Raw genomic sequence first — 21919 nt, 5'->3', positions numbered from 1 at the left:
TCTAAGGAAAGTCAATGAATGCAGCCAACAGGGTAGTTTTTAATACGGGGATATTGTATGGCCGGATCATAGTAACGGTATGCATATCGCTGTTTACCACACGCATAGTCCTTGATGCTTTGGGGGCAGAGGATTATGGGATATTTAACCTGATTGCTGGAGTAATAGTAATGCTTTCCTTCTTGAAAAACGCCATGGCTACGTCCACCCAGCGTTTTTTATCCTTCTTCCAAGGCAAAAACGACAAGGTAATGCAGGCCAAAATCTTTTGGAACAGCCTGTTCTTTCACCTGATTTTGGGTGTGGTCATTTTGATCTTGCTGGAAATAGCTGGGCTGTTCTTGTTTGATGGTTTTCTAAATATCCCCTTGGATAAGCTGGATGAGGCCAAAACGGTCTATCGCTTTATGGCCATCAATGTGTTCTTTTTGATTTTATCAGTGCCGTATAATGGCTCCCTCGTGGCGCATGAGAATATGATTTATGTGGCACTGATCAATATTTTGGAAGTCCTATTGAAGCTGGCCATTGCCATCTCACTGTACCATTCTGCCGATGATAAGCTGGTGGTGTACGGTTTAATGATGGCAGGCATCAGCAGCATCAGTTTTACAGGATATGCCTTGTACTGTATCAGGGTCTATGAGGAGTGTAAGCTGAAAAACCGTCAGGGTATTGACAAAAAAATGCTTAAAGAACTGGGCGCCTATGCCAGCTGGAACCTGTTCGGCTCATTGTGCAGCTTGGGTAGGACACAGGGGCTGGCCGTGATCTTGAACTTGTTCTTCGGGGCTATTATCAATTCGGCTTATGCCATTGCCAATCAAGTGGGAGGGCAGTTGATGTTTTTATCGACTACTATGCTGAAATCCATCAACCCCCAGATCATGAAAAGTGAGGGCAATGGAGATAGAAAAAGGATGCTGAGACTGGCTTTGATTGCCAGCAAGTTTGGCTTTTTTCTGCTGAGCATTGTTGCCGTTCCTTTCATTTTCGAAATGGACAATATACTGGCCGTATGGCTAAAAGAAGTCCCCGATTATGCTGCGATATTTTGCAAAATGGTCTTGGTAGGGGCTATCATCAATCAATTGACCATTGGTCTGCAATCCGCTATTCAGGCAACCGGTCGGATCAAGGCCTATCAAGCCACGGTGGGAAGTGTCCTGCTGCTAAACCTTCCCTTGGCTTTTTTGCTGTTGAAAATGGGCTTTGCTGCTTATTCCGTTTTGGCAGGATATATCGTGGTAGAATTCATCGCTTGTTGTCTGAGGTTATATTTCCTTCACCTTTTGGCAGGGCTCTCTGTGCAGCGATACCTGGAAAGGGTCATTTATAAGGAAGTAGTCCCATTGTTGGTGCTGATGACCATTTGTCTGCTTTCCATTAACCTTTTTGATTTCCCTTTCAGGTTTTTACTGACCATTACACTTGCTGTGTTAGGGACTTCTGTGGCCATTTATCTCTGGGGACTATGTGAGGACGAAAGGGAAATTGTCAGCAAGGGCATCTTGAAGATCAAACAAAAAGTAACTAAAAAAAAGGAACTAGCTCTTAAATAACAATCGATATGGAATACCTGTACTACAAGTCTGCAAAAGGCAATTTTGGGGATGATTTAAACGGCTGGCTATGGCCAAAACTCTTTGGTGAAGAAGACTTATCGGATGAGCGGGCGTTTTTGGGAATAGGCACCATCTTGTATGAAGAAAACAAGCACATCATAGCTGCCAAGGATAAGAAAAAAGTAGTCTTCGGTACAGGTGTACGGCCTGTTCATAAGCAATTTCCCCTAGATGAGCAGTGGGATGTACGGTTTTTAAGAGGACCACTGTCTTCCAATCATTTCAACCGACAATTCAAGTATATTTCAGATGCAGCCTATGCGTTAAAACTTCTTCCGGAATTTGAGAAAATCTGCCGGATCACCAAGAAGTACAAGGTGAGCTTTATTCCATATTTTAAATCTGAGAGCTATTTTGACTGGCCGGCGATCTGCAAGGAGCTGGGCATCCATTACATTACGACCCATACCGATAAGGGGATTGAGTTTACGTTAAGGGAAATTGCAGCGTCCCAATTTATTATTTCTGAAGCGATGCATGGTGCGATATTGGCGGATATTTTCCGTATTCCATGGAAGCGTTTTGTACTGACTACTCCCTATACCGAAGGAGAACGTATTTCGGAATTTAAGTGGACGGATTGGATGAATTCCCTGGATATTTATAGACATGACCCCTTGTACCTGCCGCTTTACAAAAAAGGAAGGTTCCATGAGATGGTAAAACGCCTTACAGGAGGTACTGTCGAGGCCAGTTTATTACAGAAAAGCAAGGTGAGGGACCAGATTTTACATAGCCTTTCCCAAAGCGATCTCGATTATGAGCTATCGTCTGATCAGCGGGCCAATGAGATCTTTTCAGCATTAAATGAAGAGGTGGAGCGATTGCAAGCAACACTTTTTAAAGCCGTTTACTAATGAAGGTTGTGTACATCACCTATCCTTGGTTTTTGGATTTTTCGATAGAGTATATCAAGGAACTCAGCAAAAAAGTAGCACTGCACGTGTTTGTGCTTACTTCTGAAGGCAAGCTTTCTTCTACGATCTTCCATCTCAATGAAATCCCTGATGGAAATAACAAAAAATCGTATTCTTTTGCTGAAATGAAGGCTTCTTTAAAAGATGCAGCGATTTTTGAATCTTACATTCAAGATTGCAAAGGGGTTGATTTTATGTTTTTCCCTAAGAAGAGAGTAGGATTGAAGGCGATAGAAAGAAACAGACAACTGGGAAAAATGATCAATGCCATAGCCCCTGATGTGATCCATCTTGATGATTTGTCCATTGAGCTATTTGGACTGCGGCTATTTGCGAAAGCCAAAAAATGGGTGATAGATGTACACGATCCCCAGCCGCATTCCGGAGAGGTCGATTGGCGGAGGAAGTTGATCAGAACACTGATGTATCCCCGAGCCAATGCTTTCCTGACTTTCTCCGAACATTCAAAGAGAACCTTCCAAGCTGTTTATGGCAGGAAGAAACCTGTACATAATCTTTCTTTGGTGCCTTATTCTTTTTATTCAAAGTATACTGATACCCATCACGGCTTGGAAGCTATGGCCAATGACTACCTGCTTTTTATAGGAAGGGTGTCTCAATATAAAGGAGTGGATGATCTTGTGGATAGTTTTAGTGAAATCACTGATGCGTATCCAGGGCTAAAACTGGTCATTGCGGGTAAATGGAAGGCCAATTTCTCCATTCCTGAAGAAATGGTAAACCATGAAAATATTGTCGTGATCAATCGGTTTTTGGAAAATGAGGAGGTGGCAGCATTGATCAGGGGGAGTTTGGCGGTAGTGTGTCCCTACAAAGATGCCACACAAAGTGGTGTGGTGATGACGTCGTTTGGTCTGGACAAAGGCGTCATTGTCTCTAATGTGGGAGGTCTGCCCGAAACAGTGTTTTCAGAAAGTGGGATGGTGTACGACCGGCAAAAGGAAGGTGGACTCACGGAAGCCTTGACAACATACCTGAATGGCGCGGAAAATGGGGGAGTCTTTCGACAAAGGCAAGAGATCTCTGCCGATTATAACACCACACAGCTTGTAAAACTTTATCAGGCAATTTGACATGGAAGCAAACAAGATGAAAGAGTTGGTATTGATCACCAAGAGGTTTCCGTTCTTTAAGACGGAAGCATTTTTGGAAAGTGAAATCAAGATATTGGCAAAGGCCTTTGATAAGGTGACCATTTTCCCCTATGAGGTGGACAGTTATTGCAGAAATGTACCTGACAATGTGGTGGTCGATTGTTCATTTTCAACATTGTACCAGAAGAAGAAAAGCAGGGCCGTAAAGACACTTTTGTCAGGTGAATTGGCGAAGGCTATTTCAGTACATTGGGCCATGATCAGGAGTGCGAAAGACCTGAATATGCTGTTGAAATTTGTGTCTAACGCTAGGGCTTATAGCCACTTTTTCAGCATCCAAAGCGAAAGGATAAACCAAGCAGACTTGGTGTATACCTACTGGTTTAACGAAGCCACTTATGCGTTTCTCAAGTTAAAAGATGCGGGGATAATTACCCCAAAGGTGGTGACAAGGGGCCATCGGTTTGATATTTATGAAAACCAGCCCACTACCCGTCGTTTTTGGCCGTACAGGAAGTATTGTTTGGGGCAGATAGGGACGGTTTATTCCATTTCCGATGATGGCAAACAGTATTTGGAAAAAAATTACGGACACGATACCGATATTAAGATAGCGCGCCTGGGGGTTTATGATCATCAAAGAGTGGCCAAAAAGTCCGTACCGGGAGATGTATGTATCGTTTCGGTATCCAGGGTAGCCCCAATGAAGCGAGTGGATTTTATCAAAAAAGCCATTGTCCAATATGCATTGCAGCATCCCGAAAAACGCATCAAATGGACACATTTTGGTGATGGCGAAGGATGGAGTGCACTATCGGACAGCGAGGGGGTACCTACAAACATGACCTTGGACCTTAAAGGCAATGTAAAAAATGAAACCATTTATGCCCATTATGCCCAGCATTCGGTGGATCTTTTTACCAACCTCAGCTCCTCGGAAGGCATTCCGGTGTCCATTATGGAGGCGATTTCATTTGGCATCCCAGTGGTGGCTACTAAAGTGGGAGGTACGGGGGAAATTGTCGGGGACTCGACCGGTAAGCTTTTACCGGACCACCCTACCATCGAGGAAGTGGTAACTGCCTATGAGGAGGTTTTGGACGGCGCTTTTCAGGCAGCGCAGGTTCGGGGATTTTTCAATAAGTATTACAATGCTGAAAAGAATTATGCCCATTTTTCCAGTGACCTCAGCGGGTTAAACAGTCCAAAAAAACACCTTCAACCATCCTGATTTACCCCTTAGCAAAAGATGAATAAAGTAGTTTTAATAGCTATTGTCCTGTATGCCCTCGGTAAATGGGCATACCTCAACTGGCAGGGAAAACGGTCCAATCACATGTTGACCAGCTTTTTTGTGTTGATGCTGGCGTTTGATTTTGGGACTTCGTTCCATTCGTTTTTGACCAAGACGAATTATGAAGGAACGATGGTAGACCGGCTGGGGGTGTTTGGTAATTCCCTTTGGATTTCCCTTTCCACTTTCGTTATACCAATAGGTTTTTTCTTAGGCTATCAGCGTTTTCCGGTGCTTAAACTGAAAGATTATAAGTGGGAGCTGGTTGTTTTGGTAATGAGCCTTATAGCGATTTTTAATCCTATGAATCCTTACCCAAAGTCCGTGTTGATTTTTCTGTGCTATGCCCTTCAAGTTTTTCTTGCGGTCAATTATATCAAGGGCAATTTTACCCAGGGAGAGGTGTTAAAGGGCGTTTATGACGGGTTGATGGTGATTACCGTTTTGCAGACGGTGTTGGTAATCATGTATCCGCTCTTGGGTATAGAGGCAGCGTTGACCTTTTTTAAAGGGGAAGACATGATCGATTATGCATTGAAAAGGGAAGGGTATACCTCAGCTGTTGGGATTTTTGGCCATCCGGGTACCTTGGCGCTGTTTTCATTGATAACGGCTATTTTCTTTCTTTCGGCTTACCTAAATGGCTTCAAAAAGCAATTTTCCCTCTATTGTTTTTTGGCTAACGTGTTTATTATTCTCTTGACTTTTTCAAGGACCACCTACGTGACCAGTGCCATTATTATCGGTATTGTGCTTATTTCCTTTTATTCCAAAAAGAGTCTCTTTTCCATAAAAAACGTCATTTTGGCTAGTACTGTATTTGCTACGTTCTTGGGTATCCTATACCTCACACCATTGAGTGAGTTGTTTTTAGCCAGTGATTTTGAGAACCAAATAGAGGTCCGGTTTTCATCTTGGTTTATGGGGTATGATATCTGGAGCCGCGCCAAGCTCCTAGGAGTGGGCATCAATGCACATGTGTATTATATGGGGCATTTTATCAGGGTCACTCAGGATTTGGCAGTGGTAGAGTTCATTACCACCAATCCCATTCATAATATTCATCTTATCGTACTGGCAGAGACTGGGATAGTAGGCATAGTGCTATGGTTGTCCTTTTTTGGCAGCAAGATATCCAGTCATACCAAACTGTTGAAAACCAATAATATTGTAGTTAATGTCTTCAGCCTTGCCACCATAGGTATCCTGATTTCTATATTTATCTATGGTTTTTTTGGATGGGCTCCGCTAAAAAGGGAAATGATCACGTTGACCTTTCTTATTGGTCAGGTGCATGTTTTTAAAACTTATAGTCATCGTTCTGTACAAAATTACAAGGTACAACAGCCTGAATTCACACAGCAACTAGTCAACTAATCATAGCATGGTAAAAAAAGTCACTACTTACTTTCAGGGCAATACACAGTTTGAGAATACTGGGGATGTGCTCATTAACAAATCGTTGATAGAAATCTTCCGGAAGTATGGGAAGGTGGTCATCAATGACCAAAAGCTACCGGAGTATTATAAAGTCGCCCTAGAGCTCAAAACGGCCGAAAAAAGTACTTTTGCCAAGGGAAGCTTTTATAAACAGCTGTTCCTAAAGGCTTGGGAGAGCATGTTCAAAAAGGACCAAAAAGTGGTGATGGTAGCAGGACCTCCCGGTCATATTTTTGGCAATTCAACAAAAAAAATCCTTAAAAATTTTGAGTACACTGTTTTTTTGATCCTACTGACGATGCTGGGAGTGCGGATAGTGAGAATGGGGTTTTCGATGGGGCCTATAGGCAAGCAACAGGCCTTGAGCGAGCGAATCAGGGCTTGGTTTACCCATCATTATTTGGTAAGGGACTCCATTTCCCTGGATTTGGCACACTCGATAGGGATCCCAAAGGCACAGTTCTTTCCTGATCTGGCATGGACCTACCATGCCAATGGGGTGGACCTATCCAAAACCAAGAAAGAAGAAATCATCTTTAGTTTTAGGGATGGCATCTATAAGGATGACGATGGCAATCGCTACAGGGATGCCCTTATGGAGCGGCTGATGTTTATCATCGACCGCTTGAAAGACCAGTATCGCCTGAAGGTCACCTATCAGGTTTTGGGAGACTATACTTTTTGCAAGGAACTGCATGGGATGCTTGTCGAGAAAGGTTACAAAGTAGAATTCGATGAAGAGCAAATCACCTTGAAAACAGCAGGAAAAGCCTATAAAAATGGGGTTGCGATCATCACCAATAGGCTCCACGGCGCACTGCTTGCTGCCAAATACAATGTGCTGCCATTGGTATTGACGGATATTGACAAGCACCTAAAAATAAAAGGGATATATCACGATGCTGGTATTGACAATTTGCTGTTGGAAGCCAGCGACAGCAATGAAACACTGCTAGATAAAGTGGTTCACCTTTTGGAGCAACGGGAGCCAATTCTTCAGCAATTGGCATCCATAGAGAAGCGTTACCATGACTTGACCATGGAAAGCATGGACAAGGTGATGATGTAAATGCACCCACTGATTTGATTATTTACTACCACTTTTATCAATAAACAGAAATGAAATTACTTTACTTGTCAGGAGCTCCCAGGGTATCTACACAGCTAAAAGCCGATGCTGGAGGAGCCAGGGCCCATATTCTCGGTGTGATCAATGGGTTCAGGTCACTTAACTGGGATGTTTCGGAATTTATCGTCGGAAACAGGATCATGAAAAGCGGGCATAAAACCGATTTTCAAAAAAGCCTTTCCAAGAGCTATTTCAAACGATTGGCAGCAGACTTGATCCGGATAACCTACGGCGCCTATAATAATCGAATTTCCTACAAAATGCACCATCAAGTAGATTGTGTCTATGAGCGTTTAGGCGCTTTTCAACTGATGGGAATGAAGTTTCGAAAAAACGGGGTGCCATGGATCCTAGAAACCAACAGTGTCCTTTACGAAGAGGCCAAAAACGATCGCAAGAGCATTATCCTTTCAGGAATTTGTAAAAAAATGGAAGCCAAGGCTTATCACTCCTGTGACTATCTGGTCTGTGTCACTGACGAGCTGAAAACCATGGTGCTGGAACATTTTGATATCGACCCAGGCAAAATACTGGTGGTCCCCAATGGAGTGGATACAGATCGTTTTGACCCGGAAAGTGTGAGTCCTATCCGTGAACACGATGACTTTACCGTGGGATTTGTGGGGTCTATGATTGCTTGGTGCGGGGTGGATGTGCTGATCAGGGCGGTGGATATCTTGAAGGAAGAAATACCCATCAAAGTCACCGTCGTAGGGGACGGACTGAAAAAAAATGAATGGGAAAATGACTGTGCCAATGCAGGTCTGGGAGATACTATCACATTTGTAGGTCGCAAGCCGTGGAACCAAATCCCCAGCTATATAGGAGGGTTCGATGTGTGCTATTCCGGACAAGTAGCAACTCATTCTGGTAAGATGTACCATTCTCCATTAAAAATATACGAGTACCTGTCCATGGGCAAACCGGTCCTAGCGGCCAGGTTTCAGGATGCTTCCAAAATGATACAGGATCAGCAAAATGGGTTTTGCTTCAAATCAGGAGACGTCAATGACCTCGTGGAGAAAATTCGTCTTGCTTACGAACTTTTTAAAAAGGGGAAATTTGACCCTGATCTTATCCGTGAACCAGTGGTACAATCCCACAGCTGGAAGTCGCGGATCGAATTTATTCTGAAAGAAACTAAAACACTCAACTGATATGTCTTACCAACTGCTTGGAACTGAAGTGGATGCGTTTAGCTTGAATTCACTCCTTGACTTTGTCGTGAATTCGGTACGGTTAAAGGAAAAGAACGTCATTCTCAGCCAAAACCTTCACGGAATCTACACTTATCATAAGTCCAATTCGGCCCAACTAAAGAGCCTTTATGCCATTGCAAAAAAACGGATTGATGGCATGCCGCTGGTATGGCTCGGCAAGGCCATGGGCTATCCGCTATCAAAGGAAAATAGGCTTACTTGGGTGGATTTAATGGATCCATTGATGAAGAGGATCCGAGATGAAAAGTTGAAGGTATTTTACCTTGGGGCGGATGAGGTCAGTGTTTCCAAAGGTGTGAAAATGCTGAAAGATAAGTTTGAAGGCCTTGATATCAACTATCGCCATGGATATTTCGATACCAACATAACCAGTCAGGAAAATCAGGAAGTGGTAGAGCTGATCAATGCCTACGATCCAGCTATCCTGATCGTAGGAATGGGAATGCCTCGCCAGGAACATTGGATCTTGGCAAATAAGGGCGACCTGAATGCGACAGTAATCATGACCTGTGGTGCTGCTATTGAATACGTGGCTGGCACGGTGAGTACGCCACCTCGATGGATGGGAAGAAGTGGACTGGAGTGGCTGTACAGGCTCCAAGAAAACCCCAACCGTTTTTGGTTTCGCTACCTTATCGAACCATGGTACATTTTTAGATTGGCAGCCAATGACCTCAGAAGGCTTCCTACGAAAAGACTCAAATCCTAAACTGCTTACCATCTGAAATAAGCTTGGTCCGGGAACATTTTCCAGTAAGGCCAAAATGCCTTTTATCGTAATTGATTACTCACTCAACCAACCTACTGATAAACATTAAAGGAAATGTTGTTTAACTCACTTGATTTTGCGGTTTTCCTGCCATTGGTATTTATTTGCTATTGGTACGTTTTCAATAAGAATATCAAGCAGCAAAATACCCTCTTACTGGTGGCAAGCTACGTGTTTTATGGCTGGTGGGATTGGCGGTTTTTATCGTTGATCCTGTTCAGTACGGTGCTTGATTTTATGATTGGCAAGGGCATGGAAAGGTCCACCAATGAAGGCAAAAGAAAGTGGCTCTTGACCTGTAGTGTATTGGTGAATTTAGGGTTATTGGGTTTCTTTAAGTACTATAATTTCTTTGCGGAAAGCTTTACAGAAATGTTCAGTTTCTTTGGGCAGTCCATCCACCCAAGGGCCATCAGTATTGTACTACCAGTGGGGATTAGCTTTTATACATTTCAGACGCTGAGTTATTCGATCGATGTGTACAAGCGAAAGCTCGATCCGGCGAAGGACTTTGTGGGATTTGCGACGTTTGTGAGTTTTTTTCCCCAGTTGGTAGCAGGGCCTATTGAAAGAGCAACACATTTATTGCCTCAGTTTTACAAAAAGCGAAAATTTGACTACGGGCTGGCTGCAGATGGTACCAAGCAGATATTATGGGGTTTTTTCAAGAAAGTGGTGATAGCTGATAATTGTGCAGAATATGTCAATATTATCTTCCAAAATTATCAGGACTATTCGGCCAGTACTTTGGTACTGGGAGCGGTTATGTTTGCCTTTCAGATCTACGGTGATTTCTCGGGTTATTCTGATATTGCCATTGGGATTTCGAGGCTGTTTGGGTTTGACCTGATGAAGAATTTTGCCTTTCCGTATTTCTCTAGGGACATGGCCGAGTTTTGGCGGAGGTGGCACATTTCTCTGTCTACCTGGTTTAGGGATTACCTGTATATTCCGCTTGGCGGGAGCCGGGGAGGCTTGGGTATGAAAATCCGAAATACCTTTATTATTTTTCTGGTCAGCGGATTTTGGCACGGAGCCAATTGGACGTTTATCATCTGGGGAGCCTTAAATGCCCTCTACTTTTTGCCACTAATGTTATCAGGAAACAACAGGAATAATCTTGACCAAGTGGCTCAGGGAAGAATGTTTCCTACTTTCCGAGAGGCTGGTCAGGTACTGCTTACTTTTGGTTTGACCTGTTTGGCCTGGGTGTTTTTCAGAGCAGAAAGCGTCACAATGGCTGTAGACTACATTGCCCAGATGTTCTCGCCTACCTTATTGGTGAAGCCGGAGGTATTTCCGGTCAGGATATTGGCCTTGGTGGTGCTGTTTGTAGCAATAGAATGGACAGGGAGAGAAGGGGATTTTGCCATTCAGTCAATAGGGGTAAGGTGGAGACGGCCATTGCGATATGGCGTTTATTATAGCGTGTTTATGTTGATCTACTTTGCCGGAAATTTCTCCGATGAAATCGAGTTTATTTACTTCCAATTTTAGCGAATCATGAAAAAGTATTTTCAAAAACTGTCTCCCTTTATATTAGGGGTGCTGGCCATAAACATCTTGGTCACTTTTGTGGTAGATGGGCTTTATTATGAGCCTTATACCAGGATGATTAGGCAAATAGACAATGAAAAGCTCCGCGGAGTCATCATGGCAGATTCCCATGGCTTGCCACTAAAGCAAAATCTTAAAGATCAGGGGATTGTCAATGTATCTTGGGGGAGTGATTCCTATGAGGATATGCGGAATAAGCTGCAGTTTTACCTCAAAGAAAAACAACTTGATTATGTGCTGATCTCTGCGGATAACCACCTCCTTTCCAATTATCGGGAAAACCTCAACAATATCGAAGCTTCCATAAACTATGTGCCGTTTACCGAATCAGTCTATGGTTTTTGGGAGTATTCTTATTTGAAATACATCAAAAGGTACTTCTCTTTGGTAAGCCCAAAGAACCGGGACATTTTTTTGGCAAGGCTTAAGTCATTCTTGAAAAGCAACTTGGTGAGCAAAGAATGGAAAGATGTGGGTAATAAGGTCGCCAAGGGAGAAAAAAGGGTTGATCTACATTTCAGTGCCCTTCAGAAGTCAGAGAGGCTTGCGATAGACTTGGAGTCGATGATAGCGTTGTGCAAGGCCAACGGTGTACAAGTGATCGGAGTAAAATACCCCTTGACTTCAGCCTACCTCTCAGCGATGGAATCATCCAATTTTGGGGCAGACAGCGTATTAAGGGCAAATGATTGTAAAATACTGGATTTTCAGGAGGTGTTTGCCAATAGAAATGACCTGTTTTCTGATGAGGACCATTTGAACAAAGAAGGAGGTGAGCGGTTTGCCAAAATGCTTGAACAAAACCTGACCAATTATCAAGCTTCTGCTCAATAACAGCCGGTGTGTAAAGAGGTGCCAAACTCCAGTTTGAAGTGATTGCAAGAGCTCTTTTGATCGCTTGGTTAATGGTTGTATCCACTTTGGTCAGCAGCCAGACGGTAAGCAATAATGCCGGCTACGCTTCACATCCACGTATGTTGATTGGCCAAGAACAGCTTATGGCCCTCAAGGCTTCGATGATGGAAAACCGATGTTGGTCGGCGTTGAATGACCTCCTGTTGGATGAAGCCAATGGCCTAGTGAGCCAACCGCTAACCCCTATCCATTTTAAAGGGAAGACGATGCTTCCGCAGGCCAGGGAGATTTTTCGAAAAATCAGCTACCTCAGCTACGCTTATCAGTTGACGAAGGAAGAAGCATTTGCCCATCGTGGCATTGAGGAACTGATGCACGCTGCACAACTTGATACATGGAATCCTGATGTTTTTTTGGATGTGGCAGAGTTGACCATGGCAGTGGCTATTGGGTATGATTGGTTATACCCCGTGATGAGTGAAAGGGAGCGCAGGCTGATCAAGGAGGCCATTGTCCAAAAAGGGCTAAAGCCGTCGTATGATGAAAAATACAACCGGTTTTTACAGCTGGACAATAACTGGAACCAGGTTTGCAATGCGGCCATGGTCTGGGGAGCCTTGGCTATTTATGATGAGGAGCCAATATTAGCCGAAAAAACCATTGCCAGAGCAGTAAGTAGCGCCATGAAGCCCATTAAAAAATATGGTGATCATGGTGGTTTTGCGGAAGGTCCCATGTACTGGACATACGGTACCACTTATCATGTACTGATGCTGGAGGCATTGGCAGGTGCGTATTGGAATACCCGCATTCCTCTTTACTCGGAAGGGTTTTTACGGTCCGGCCAGTTCTTTTTAAATATGATTGCCAATTCCGGCAGAGCTTTCAATTGGAGCGATGCCTTGGAGAAACATTGTCTGAACCCAGCAATTTTCTGGTTGGCCAATAAGACTGGAGATTCTTCTTTACTGTGGAATGAAAAGAAGATTTTGGAGAACCGAGATTACCACGGTTTGGTGACGTCAAGGTTCCTGCCCATGGTGTTACTGTTCGGTGCGGGCCGATCCCCAGAGGATATTTCTGCTCCATCATCGAGACTATGGACGGGAAGCGGTGATAATGAGGTGGTGACTATGCGCACTTCTTGGGAAGACCCTTCTGGGATATTCCTCGGGTTTAAGCTAGGCAATGCCCAAGAACACCATGCCCATATGGATATGGGGGCATTTGTGATGGAAGCCGAAGGTGTTCGATGGGCAAAAGACTTGGGGATGCAGGATTATCATTCCCTATCCTCCAAAAAAGTAAATCTTTGGGACAGTAGCCAAGATGGTGGCAGGTGGACGGTATTCCGGTACAATAACCATGGCCATAATACGCTTACATTGGACGATTCACTGATGGATGTGCGTGGTCAGGCCAAATTACTCAGGAGCAGTGATAGCGAAGGTTTTCAATATGCCATTGGGGATTTGACGGATGTCTTCTTAAGAAAGGACCGCAAAATACTGAGGGGGGTCGCGATTAGGCATCAAAACCAAGTGGTCATCAGGGATGAGATCAGTGCTTCCCCTGAAGCAGTGAAGATCAGGTGGAAAATGGTCACTCCTGGCAAGGTCATCACTCGTGGAAACGAAGCCATTTTAATGAAAAATGGAAAAGAGCTGAGGCTCCAAGTCCATGCTCCCAAGGAGGCACAACTAAAAGTATGGCCGGCCAACAACCATCACCGCTATGATGCTGCCAATGAAGGGGCGCGCGTGGTTGGTTTTGAGCTGCAAGTGAAGAAAAACTGTTCAGAAGTCATCGAGGTGAGACTGCTCACCGGTGGGGGGCAGATCGACCAAGCGCCGTCACTTCCACTTTCGGAATGGGACTAAGGCCCTTATTAAGAGAGAAAACCAATAAACGAATCGATTCATTTTATAGTACAATAACCCATTACCTAAAGGAGATTTCCTAATGTTTTTACAGCGCTATTGTTTAGTTCATTGTTTTTAAAACCATCAATTAATTAACCGAATGAAAGTAAAAAAGATATGTTGTATTGGTGCGGGATACGTAGGCGGTCCCACCATGGCGGTAATCGCCCAAAAATGTCCAGATATCTATGTGACCGTAGTGGACATCAATGAAGAAAGAATCAAGGCATGGAATGATGAAAACCTGGACAATCTTCCAGTGTACGAACCCGGCTTGGACAAGGTAGTGGCAGAAGCAAGGGGCAGAAACCTCAGGTTCTGCACCAATGTGGAAGGCGCCATCCAAGAGGCCGACATGATATTCATCTCGGTAAATACGCCGACGAAGACTTATGGGGAAGGCAAAGGGCAAGCTGCTGATCTAAAATGGATAGAGCTATGTGCACGTCAGATCGCTGCATCAGCAGAATCAGATAAGATTGTAGTCGAGAAATCTACCTTGCCAGTAAGAACGGCCGAGGCCATAAGGGACATCTTGGAAAATACCGGTAATGGCACCAAATTCCAGATTTTATCCAATCCGGAGTTTTTGGCAGAAGGTACGGCCATAGATGATCTGATGGATCCTGATCGGGTGCTGATCGGCGGCGAGACCTCTACGGAGGAAGGAAGGGAGGCTATGGATGCCCTTGTGGAGGTGTACGCCCACTGGGTGTCCAGAGAAAAAATCCTGACTACCAATGTTTGGTCTTCCGAGCTTTCGAAACTCACCGCCAACGCTTTTTTGGCACAGCGTGTATCTTCGATCAATGCACTCTCCGAGCTTTGTGAAAGTACCGAAGCGGATATCAATGAAGTGTCCAAAGCCATCGGGACGGACAGTAGAATTGGCAATAAATTTTTGAAAGCTTCCGTAGGTTTTGGTGGGTCATGCTTTCAGAAGGACATTCTCAACTTGGTATACATCAGTAGAAGTTATGGGCTGACCAGCGTGGCCGACTATTGGGAGCAGGTCATCAAGATCAATGACCACCAAAAGGGAAGATTTGCCAAAAACATCATACGTTCACTGTACAATACCGTTAGCGGAAAGAAAATCGCTTTTCTCGGCTGGGCATTTAAGAAAGATACAAATGATACCCGAGAATCTGCCGCCATCTACGTCGCCAACCATTTGCTCAACGAAGATGCCAAAATAACAGTCTTTGACCCGAAAGTAAGGGAAGAGCAAATGTACAATGACCTGGATTACCTGAACTCCAGAAACCAAGTGGACAATAGAAAGCTCATGAAGGCCGAGCACTGCCCGTATGAGGCCTGCAAGGGGGCACATGCCGTGGCGGTATTGACAGAGTGGGATGAGTTTGTCGATTATGACTGGCAAAAAATCTACGATAATATGCTCAAACCTGCTCAGGTATTTGACGGCAGGAGTGTACTGGATAAGCAAAAACTGAAGGACATCGGGTTTAGAGTATACACCATAGGAACAACATAATGCTTTTTTCAAACCAAGTGTAGTAAGTGTGTAATGCAGCTAGGGAGGGCCTTTTTTTGAAAGGCTTTCCCTTTTGGAATTCGGATCCAATGTCGTTTAGCAAAGTATACGGCTAGTTTTTCAAAATAGTAATGACCCAGTTTATGTATGCATTAGGAGTCGATATCGCCTGTCCCCACAGTTGTCGGAAAGGTCTGAGACCGCAAGAAAATCAGTTTTGGGCAGTATCGGGCAGCAATAGATAGGCTAATGCATAATCTAGATTAAACCCGGAATATGCATTAGCCTATCTGTTGCGATCTTAAACTGCTTCAAAATCAGCCGTTTCACTTTAGTTTTCGGCATAACCGTAGCGGTGCTACGCTAATACCTCCAAACTAACTGATTTTCTTGCAATTTCAGCTCTCACTACGATTCCTAACGCATAATCCGGGTTAAACTACAACATAGTTAACCACCATAAAACACGAAAAAAAATGGATGCATTGTCTGAAAAAATCTCCTACCAAGGTAAATCCCTACCTACCGTCTTGGGACAGATCAATCGGTTTGCGACAGGTTTCCCCTACCTGTCCATCCTGAGACCTGCACAAGCTACGGATGGTATCAAGGTCCTTTCCAATGAGGAGATTGATAAGTTGGGAGGGATTTATTGTGAGCAAAAGGATGGATTGAACATTGTCAAATTTGTCCCGGCCAGCGGTGCGGCGTCGAGGATGTTTAAAAAACTCTATGAGTTTCTCGAAGGGGATGGAAGCCTATCGCGCAGTAAGGAGGCTGATGTATTTATCAAAAACCTCACAAAGTTTGCTTTTTATGAGGAGTTGAAAAATAGTTTTTCTGAAGAAGGCAGGGACATGGATATAGTGCTAGAAGAACAGAATTTCAAATTGATCATATCCAGATTTTTAGAAGCAGAAGGGCTGGGGTACGGGAGTTTGCCCAAGGGACTTTTGAAGTTTCATCGTTATGATGACCAAAAGAGAACACCGGTTCACGAGCATTTTATCGAAGGAATGCAATATGCCATTGGCAAAGGTGGAGCAGTCAAATTGCATTTTACGGTGTCGAAGGAGCATTTGAAAGGGTTTGAGGCGGCCTGTGAAAGCATAAAGGCCATGCTGGAAAAGCGAACAAATATCCTGTTTGAGGTGAGTTTTTCGCAGCAAAAACCTTCTACCGATACCATTGCGGTAAATGTGGACAATACGCCATTTCTACAAAATGACGGAAATTTACTGTTTAGACCTGGTGGGCACGGTGCATTATTAAGTAACCTGGAGGAAATCGATGCTGATTTGATTTTTGTCAAAAACATCGATAATGTCACCGTTGAAAATACAAGCGGTATTTCCAAGAAATACAAAATGGCGATGGCCGGGATGCTCCTTGATTTACAACAAAAAGTGTTTCACTACCTTGATCTTTTAAAAGGGAACAAGTCGGATGTAAAAGCAGAAGTGGAGGGTTTTTTACGCAATGATCTGTGTGTCCTACTTCCCAATAAATATGCGGAGGCTTCCCCGGAGGAACAGCGGTTGTGGTTGATCGGAAAGTTAGAAAGACCCATTCGTGTGTGTGGGATGGTGAGGAATACAGGTGAGCCGGGCGGTGGACCCTTTTGGGCAAAAAACCAAGATGGCTCAGTATCCTTGCAGATTGTCGAAAAAGCCCAGATCGAACCGGACAAGTTAGCAGCTCTTTTGACAGAAAGTACTCACTTTAACCCGGTAGATTTGGTGTGTGCCATCAAGAAACAAGATGGCAGTCGCTACTCCTTGGATGACTTTTCAGATCCTGAGGCGGGGCTCATCAGCGAAAAATCCCTTAACGGCAGAGCCTTAAAAGCACTAGAACTGCCAGGGCTGTGGAATGGCGCCATGTCCGACTGGAATACGGTTTTTGTAGAGGTGCCACTCGGTACGTTCAGTCCTGTCAAGACCATTAATGACTTGCTAAGGGACGAACACCAAGCCAGCTAGAAGGAAAGGAGAAGAGAATGAAGAGAAAAGTTTCAATGAGGAAAACGACGGTAGTTGATATTTTGCTTTATAGTTTGGTGCTTGGTGTTTTTTTAGGATTGACGGGATGTCAGGAAGATGTGGAGCCGGGGGAGACGTTGGTGTATGAGAATGATTTCACAACAGAAAACCTGAAAGAAATTAAAAACGGGCGGTTGCGGGCGTACAACGGGCAGACGGTTTTGGGCAATTATAATAATGAAGAAATAGCCATCAACGTGGCCGATCTTCCATCCCATAAGTTTCTCAGGGTTACCGTGGACCTGTTGCTCCATGATTCTTGGGATGGAAATGCCGGGCCTGCAGGTGGGCCGGATAAGTGGTATTTGGAGATCGATGGACAGTCGCTGATCAACTCCACTTTTTCCAATCAACCCTGCGTGCCTACTTGGTGTCTGAGCCAATCCTACCCCGAACCATATGGAAGACACAATGATCCCAAAACAGGTGCAGAGGATACCAACCTTCCTGGCTTGTGCCGCTATGCTGATTCACTGGGATGGACGACCAAATACCGGATTTCAAAAATTATACAACACAAGGAGGATCAAATTACCCTTGTGTGTGGAGACGAAACGGTACAACAACACCTGACCACCTCCCAGATTTGCGATGAAAGTTGGTCATTGTCCAGTATTAAGGTTCATCTGGTGGAGTAAAAAAATAGAATGAGAATAAGAAAATATCCATCCATGAGGATTACCATTAGAAAAGCCCTTATCCTTTCAGTTCTACTGATGATACTGACTTTTCCCGCTTTGTCACAAACGGTTAATCTTAACACACCTTTTTTGCGGGATTATCTCCGAAGGCAACAATTAATAGGGAATTTCAACTCGGATTATTCCATGACCATTTTCCCGTTAACTCCCGAGGTCAGTGACCTGGACCTGGACGACCCCAAAAAAAACGGGTGGTACCAGGAGCTGTACGGTCAGGAGCGAGCACTGACTTTCGATGAGGGCAAAGGAAGTATCAAAATGCTGCCGGAAATTATCAAAGGCCAGTATAATTCCAATTACGCTTTTGGGATAAATGACGGAGCCATGATTCCGAATACTGGATTACAGACCTTGATCAGTGCGGGAGTTTACCTGAAATATGGCAGGTGGAGCTTGCAGTTTCAGCCCGAGTTGGTGACCGCACAAAATTTACCTTTTCAAGGTTTCCCAGAAGAGCATTGGGGGTCTACTTGGGAGCAATATTATGAATGGCTGAATACGGCTGATATTGTCGAAAGGTACGGCCATTATGCTTATGTCGAATACCTCCTTGGTCAGTCCCATATCAAATACAACTACAAGAACTTGGCAATTGGGATTTCGAGTGAAAATATCTGGTGGGGACCTGGGAAGAGAAATAGCTTGCTGATGAGCAATAATGCGCCGGGTTTTCTACATGCGACCTTAGAGACTACCAAGCCCTTTGAAACGAACATAGGGCGATTTGAGGGGCAGTTGATTGCGGGAAAGTTGAATAATTCGGGGTACCTTCCTCCAGGCTCAGACTATAGGTTTAGGCAGACACCATTATATGTTCCAAAGCCCGACGAAGATGATCGGTACCTAGCAGGAATTACCCTTAATTACCAACCCAAATGGCTTCCAGGCCTGACATTAGGCTACAGTAGCGTTTCCCAGATGTATTGGCGGGACATGGACAGTTTCGATGATTTCTTGCCGATTTTCAATGGAGGCAAGAGGCCTGCCGATGTAGTGGACTTGGATGCCATGCAGCGAAATCAATTGAGTGCCGGGTATTTTAGATGGGCGAGTCCCGGGAAGCTGTTTGAATTCTATGGGGAATACGGTACCAATGGCAACAGTAAGACCTTCCGGGAGATGTTTATGTATCCAGACCTCAACAGGGCCTTTACCTTAGGGTTTACAAAATATATCCAACTAAAGGATCCAGACACCTATCTGGGAGTACAGTTCGAAACGACCCAGACAGGACAGTCAGTCCGAGAAAATATATTAGCCAAGAAAAGCTGGTATACCCATCCATATGTCCGTCACGGCTACACCAATAATGGCCAGGTTATGGGAGCGGGAAACGGACCTGGGAGCAACGTGATTTTTGCAGAAGTCAGTTGGAACAGGAATTTCACGAAACTGGGATTCCAGTTTGAACGAATCGTTTATAATAATGACTTTTACTATAAAAGGTTTGAGGTGATCAAGGACTGGCGCAGGAAGTACGTCGATTTGGTACCATCACTAGTAGCAGACTGGCAGGTGTATCGATTCTTGGTATCGGCAAAGGTCCAATATGTCAATACCCTCAACTATAAATGGTACCTCGAAAATAGTGACGATGGTACCTATTGGGTGCCAGGACTGGACAAAAATACTTTTGTGGGACATTTGAGCCTGATGTATTTATTAAAATAAGAGAGGGTTATGATTTGATTGAGTGATAGATTATTAGACCCAATGGAAAAAAAGAGGAAGCCAATCGGCTTCCTCTTTTTTTTGCTCTTTTATGAGTGTTGAGAAAGCTATATTTTCAGGTTGAAATATCTGCTAAATCGTTAAAGAAAACACTCTTTTTTTGCGGGAATAGTAAAAGTTTTATTTATTGAAAGTTTTTTTCGGATTTGTGGGGTCGTTTATGGAGTTTTCTATCTCTTTATATTATGAGATGGCTAAAAAGCCAAATATAAATTGAGATGAAGCCCAGAAAAGTACCTGAAAAAACTGATAAATACCAAGTCCGGTATTCCGAAAAGGAGTACTTGGAAATGCCGGATGAAATGGTATGGACGTCCTTTAACAAAGGCAATGAGTCCACTTTCAGTTTCCTCTATAAAAATTACGCTTCCGACTTATTTGCTTTTGGTTACCAGTTCTGTGGCGACGCCCATTTGGTAGAAGATTGTATCCAGAACCTTTTTATATATCTCCGAAAAAGAAGGGGAAGACTTGGGGAAGTCCGTAGCATTAAGTCATACCTATTTAAATGTATTCGCAGCGAAATCATTAAAAGAATGAAGGAAAGAGGGCAGCTCATGGACGCTGATGAAATGCATTATAAAAAGTCCTTTGCACTTGCACTCTCCCCAGAGACGATCCTGATAGAATCCGAACATCGTGAACGACAGCAAAAGAGGGTAAAGCACGCATTGGCCCAGCTGACAGTGAGACAACGTCAAGCATTGTTGCTGCTTTATGAAGAAGAAATGAGCTATAGCCAAATTGCAGAAGTGATGGGTTTTTCGGATGTCAAATCTGCCAGAAAGCTCGTATACAGGGCACTCGCCAGCTTGAAAGATGTCTTTCTAAAAAAGTGAACCAACTACATGAACAAGGATAAAAACATATTGAAATACAGGGATTATGAGCTGGAAGATTTCCTGGCAGATGAGTTCTTTATTTCCTGGGCCAAAAATCCCGATGGGGAAGGGGGACACTTCTGGGAGAAGTGGATTGCCGAAAATGCCATCAAAAGGGAAATGGTTTTGGAAGCAGCTTCTATGGTACGTTCCCTGACTTATGAAAAAAGACCTCAACTATCGGATAGTGCCTACCTGGAAATTTTTGAGAATGTCCTCCGATCGGATCCTCGCTTGGAAAATGAAGATTTATCGCAGCAGCAGCGATCTTCTTGGCGATCATGGTTTGGACTTCATAAAGTAGCGGCTGCTCTCGTGTTTGCTTTTTGCATTTGGGTGGTGGTCCAGGTGTACATTGTCGAGCCCCAAGCGGTAGAAGCTGTCCAAGAAGTGGCATGGGAAATCAGCGAAAATCCACCAGGTGTTCGCTCCACGCTGAAGATGGGAGATGGCAGCACGATCAGCCTTAATGCCAGCAGTAAGTTATCGTTTCCTGAGCATTTTTCAGACTCCATGCGTATGGTAAAGCTAGAAGGGGAGGCATTTTTTGATATCAAGAAAGACGGTAGGCCATTTATCGTAGAGTTGGGCAATACGCAAGTAGAAGTGATGGGGACGACTTTTAACGTACGTAACCCTTTGGATGGTGACCTTGCGGTGGCCTTGATCTCGGGAAAAGTAAAGGTGAAGGATGAAATAGGTAATCAAGTGATCCTCAAACCTTCTGAAATGCTCAGTGTCCAGCCAAACGGAGAACTCTCCCTGACGAGTTTTGACCCACTGGAAGTCACCGGTTGGAAGAATAAGGTGTTGGTTTTCAGGAAATCTGATAGAGCAGAAATCATTCAAAAAATCAGCGACTGGTACGGGGTGGACGTCACTTGCGATCCACACATCAGCCGTTCTTGGGCTTACTCTGGAGAATATAAAAATGAATCACTCGAAAATGTCTTGGAAGGAATCAAAAGGACCCTAGGTATCAATTATGAAATAGATGGTAAGCAAGTCAAGCTGATGAAAGGAAGAAAATAAGAAGGGAGGTGTTAACCATATTCTTGGTACTTATCGGGACAGATTGAGTAAGCGACAGGGAGTAGAGTTCCCTATTACCATAAGCTCGGGATTTCAAAACCCTCGTAACGAGCTGTCGATAGCCGACCATGGCCAAACGCAATAAGCCAATGAGCAAATACCTAAGTGCTTAATAATAAATAACTAATAAA

General features: G+C 44.0%; 17 protein-coding genes. All 17 read left to right on the top strand.

Going from position 1 to position 21919, the window contains the following annotated elements; genetic code table 11:
• Nucleotides 1-14 precede the first annotated feature (14 nt).
• The 17 genes from DN752_RS02315 to DN752_RS02235 all read left to right on the top strand — a co-directional run bounded on the left by DN752_RS02315 (nt 15) and on the right by DN752_RS02235 (nt 21728).
• Nucleotides 15-1562, top strand: a complete 1548-nt coding sequence (locus tag DN752_RS02315) for an MATE family efflux transporter (protein WP_112782483.1) — start codon at nt 15-17, stop codon at nt 1560-1562.
• 8 nt (nt 1563-1570) lie between these two features.
• Entirely contained in the window at nt 1571-2482 is a 912-nt protein-coding gene (locus DN752_RS02310; protein ID WP_112782482.1) for a polysaccharide pyruvyl transferase family protein, read from the top strand.
• Nucleotides 2482-3636 (top strand): glycosyltransferase family 4 protein, encoded by a 1155-nt coding sequence (locus DN752_RS02305; protein ID WP_112782481.1) that lies wholly within the window; start codon nt 2482-2484, stop codon nt 3634-3636. Before DN752_RS02310 ends, DN752_RS02305 begins: the two co-directional genes overlap by 1 nt.
• A gap of 1 nt (nt 3637) precedes the next feature.
• Nucleotides 3638-4888: a glycosyltransferase gene (locus DN752_RS02300; protein WP_112782480.1), complete on the top strand. Its 1251-nt coding sequence runs from the start codon at nt 3638-3640 to the stop codon at nt 4886-4888.
• Between the two features lie 18 nt (nt 4889-4906).
• The gene (locus tag DN752_RS02295; protein ID WP_112782479.1) at nt 4907-6328 is read left to right on the top strand and encodes an O-antigen ligase family protein; all 1422 of its coding nucleotides are present in this window, start codon (nt 4907-4909) and stop codon (nt 6326-6328) included.
• Nucleotides 6329-6335: 7 nt separating this feature from the next.
• Nucleotides 6336-7460 (top strand): polysaccharide pyruvyl transferase family protein, encoded by a 1125-nt coding sequence (locus DN752_RS02290; protein ID WP_112782478.1) that lies wholly within the window; start codon nt 6336-6338, stop codon nt 7458-7460.
• Between the two features lie 50 nt (nt 7461-7510).
• Complete coding sequence (locus DN752_RS02285; RefSeq protein WP_112782477.1) at nt 7511-8677, top strand: glycosyltransferase family 4 protein; 1167 nt, start codon at nt 7511-7513, stop codon at nt 8675-8677.
• 1 nt (nt 8678) lies between these two features.
• Nucleotides 8679-9449, top strand: coding sequence for a WecB/TagA/CpsF family glycosyltransferase (locus DN752_RS02280; RefSeq protein WP_112782476.1), 771 nt, complete (start codon nt 8679-8681; stop codon nt 9447-9449).
• 114 nt (nt 9450-9563) lie between these two features.
• Entirely contained in the window at nt 9564-11006 is a 1443-nt protein-coding gene (locus tag DN752_RS02275; protein ID WP_112782475.1) for an MBOAT family O-acyltransferase, read from the top strand.
• A gap of 6 nt (nt 11007-11012) precedes the next feature.
• On the top strand, nt 11013-11900 hold the full coding sequence (locus DN752_RS02270; protein ID WP_112782474.1) for a hypothetical protein: 888 nt from the start codon (nt 11013-11015) through the stop codon (nt 11898-11900).
• Between the two features lie 38 nt (nt 11901-11938).
• The gene (locus tag DN752_RS02265) at nt 11939-13801 is read left to right on the top strand and encodes a heparinase II/III domain-containing protein (RefSeq protein ID WP_162633078.1); all 1863 of its coding nucleotides are present in this window, start codon (nt 11939-11941) and stop codon (nt 13799-13801) included.
• Nucleotides 13802-13943: 142 nt separating this feature from the next.
• The gene (locus DN752_RS02260; RefSeq protein ID WP_112782472.1) at nt 13944-15341 is read left to right on the top strand and encodes a UDP-glucose 6-dehydrogenase; all 1398 of its coding nucleotides are present in this window, start codon (nt 13944-13946) and stop codon (nt 15339-15341) included.
• 476 nt (nt 15342-15817) lie between these two features.
• On the top strand, nt 15818-17323 hold the full coding sequence (locus tag DN752_RS02255) for a DUF4301 family protein (RefSeq protein ID WP_112782471.1): 1506 nt from the start codon (nt 15818-15820) through the stop codon (nt 17321-17323).
• A gap of 17 nt (nt 17324-17340) precedes the next feature.
• A complete protein-coding gene (locus DN752_RS02250) occupies nt 17341-18021 on the top strand; it encodes a hypothetical protein (RefSeq protein ID WP_245949430.1) in 681 nt (226 codons plus the stop codon).
• Nucleotides 18022-18030: 9 nt separating this feature from the next.
• Nucleotides 18031-19755: a capsule assembly Wzi family protein gene (locus DN752_RS02245; protein WP_245949429.1), complete on the top strand. Its 1725-nt coding sequence runs from the start codon at nt 18031-18033 to the stop codon at nt 19753-19755.
• Between the two features lie 278 nt (nt 19756-20033).
• On the top strand, nt 20034-20654 hold the full coding sequence (locus tag DN752_RS02240) for an RNA polymerase sigma factor (RefSeq protein ID WP_112782469.1): 621 nt from the start codon (nt 20034-20036) through the stop codon (nt 20652-20654).
• Nucleotides 20655-20663: 9 nt separating this feature from the next.
• Nucleotides 20664-21728, top strand: coding sequence for a FecR family protein (locus tag DN752_RS02235; RefSeq protein WP_112782468.1), 1065 nt, complete (start codon nt 20664-20666; stop codon nt 21726-21728).
• The last annotated feature ends 191 nt before the right edge of the window (nt 21729-21919 follow it).

It is taken from the genome of Echinicola strongylocentroti, assembly GCF_003260975.1.
GTDB lineage: Bacteria > Bacteroidota > Bacteroidia > Cytophagales > Cyclobacteriaceae > Echinicola > Echinicola strongylocentroti.
Note: the sequence above shows the minus strand (reverse complement) of the source record. Positions and strands in the feature narration are given on the sequence as shown.

Excerpts from the sequence above, each read along its gene's own strand:
- DN752_RS02245 (WP_245949429.1), top strand. The coding sequence starts at position 18,031 with ATGAGAATAAGAAAATATCCATCCATGAGGATTACCATTAGAAAAGCC.
- DN752_RS02235 (WP_112782468.1), top strand. The coding sequence starts at position 20,664 with ATGAACAAGGATAAAAACATATTGAAATACAGGGATTATGAGCTGGAA.
- DN752_RS02275 (WP_112782475.1), top strand. The coding sequence starts at position 9,564 with ATGTTGTTTAACTCACTTGATTTTGCGGTTTTCCTGCCATTGGTATTT.
- DN752_RS02310 (WP_112782482.1), top strand. The coding sequence starts at position 1,571 with ATGGAATACCTGTACTACAAGTCTGCAAAAGGCAATTTTGGGGATGAT.
- DN752_RS02285 (WP_112782477.1), top strand. The coding sequence starts at position 7,511 with ATGAAATTACTTTACTTGTCAGGAGCTCCCAGGGTATCTACACAGCTA.
- DN752_RS02260 (WP_112782472.1), top strand. The coding sequence starts at position 13,944 with ATGAAAGTAAAAAAGATATGTTGTATTGGTGCGGGATACGTAGGCGGT.
- DN752_RS02240 (WP_112782469.1), top strand. The coding sequence starts at position 20,034 with ATGAAGCCCAGAAAAGTACCTGAAAAAACTGATAAATACCAAGTCCGG.
- DN752_RS02255 (WP_112782471.1), top strand. The coding sequence starts at position 15,818 with ATGGATGCATTGTCTGAAAAAATCTCCTACCAAGGTAAATCCCTACCT.
- DN752_RS02300 (WP_112782480.1), top strand. The coding sequence starts at position 3,638 with ATGGAAGCAAACAAGATGAAAGAGTTGGTATTGATCACCAAGAGGTTT.
- DN752_RS02280 (WP_112782476.1), top strand. The coding sequence starts at position 8,679 with ATGTCTTACCAACTGCTTGGAACTGAAGTGGATGCGTTTAGCTTGAAT.
- DN752_RS02290 (WP_112782478.1), top strand. The coding sequence starts at position 6,336 with ATGGTAAAAAAAGTCACTACTTACTTTCAGGGCAATACACAGTTTGAG.
- DN752_RS02270 (WP_112782474.1), top strand. The coding sequence starts at position 11,013 with ATGAAAAAGTATTTTCAAAAACTGTCTCCCTTTATATTAGGGGTGCTG.
- DN752_RS02315 (WP_112782483.1), top strand. The coding sequence starts at position 15 with ATGAATGCAGCCAACAGGGTAGTTTTTAATACGGGGATATTGTATGGC.
- DN752_RS02305 (WP_112782481.1), top strand. The coding sequence starts at position 2,482 with ATGAAGGTTGTGTACATCACCTATCCTTGGTTTTTGGATTTTTCGATA.
- DN752_RS02250 (WP_245949430.1), top strand. The coding sequence starts at position 17,341 with ATGAAGAGAAAAGTTTCAATGAGGAAAACGACGGTAGTTGATATTTTG.
- DN752_RS02295 (WP_112782479.1), top strand. The coding sequence starts at position 4,907 with ATGAATAAAGTAGTTTTAATAGCTATTGTCCTGTATGCCCTCGGTAAA.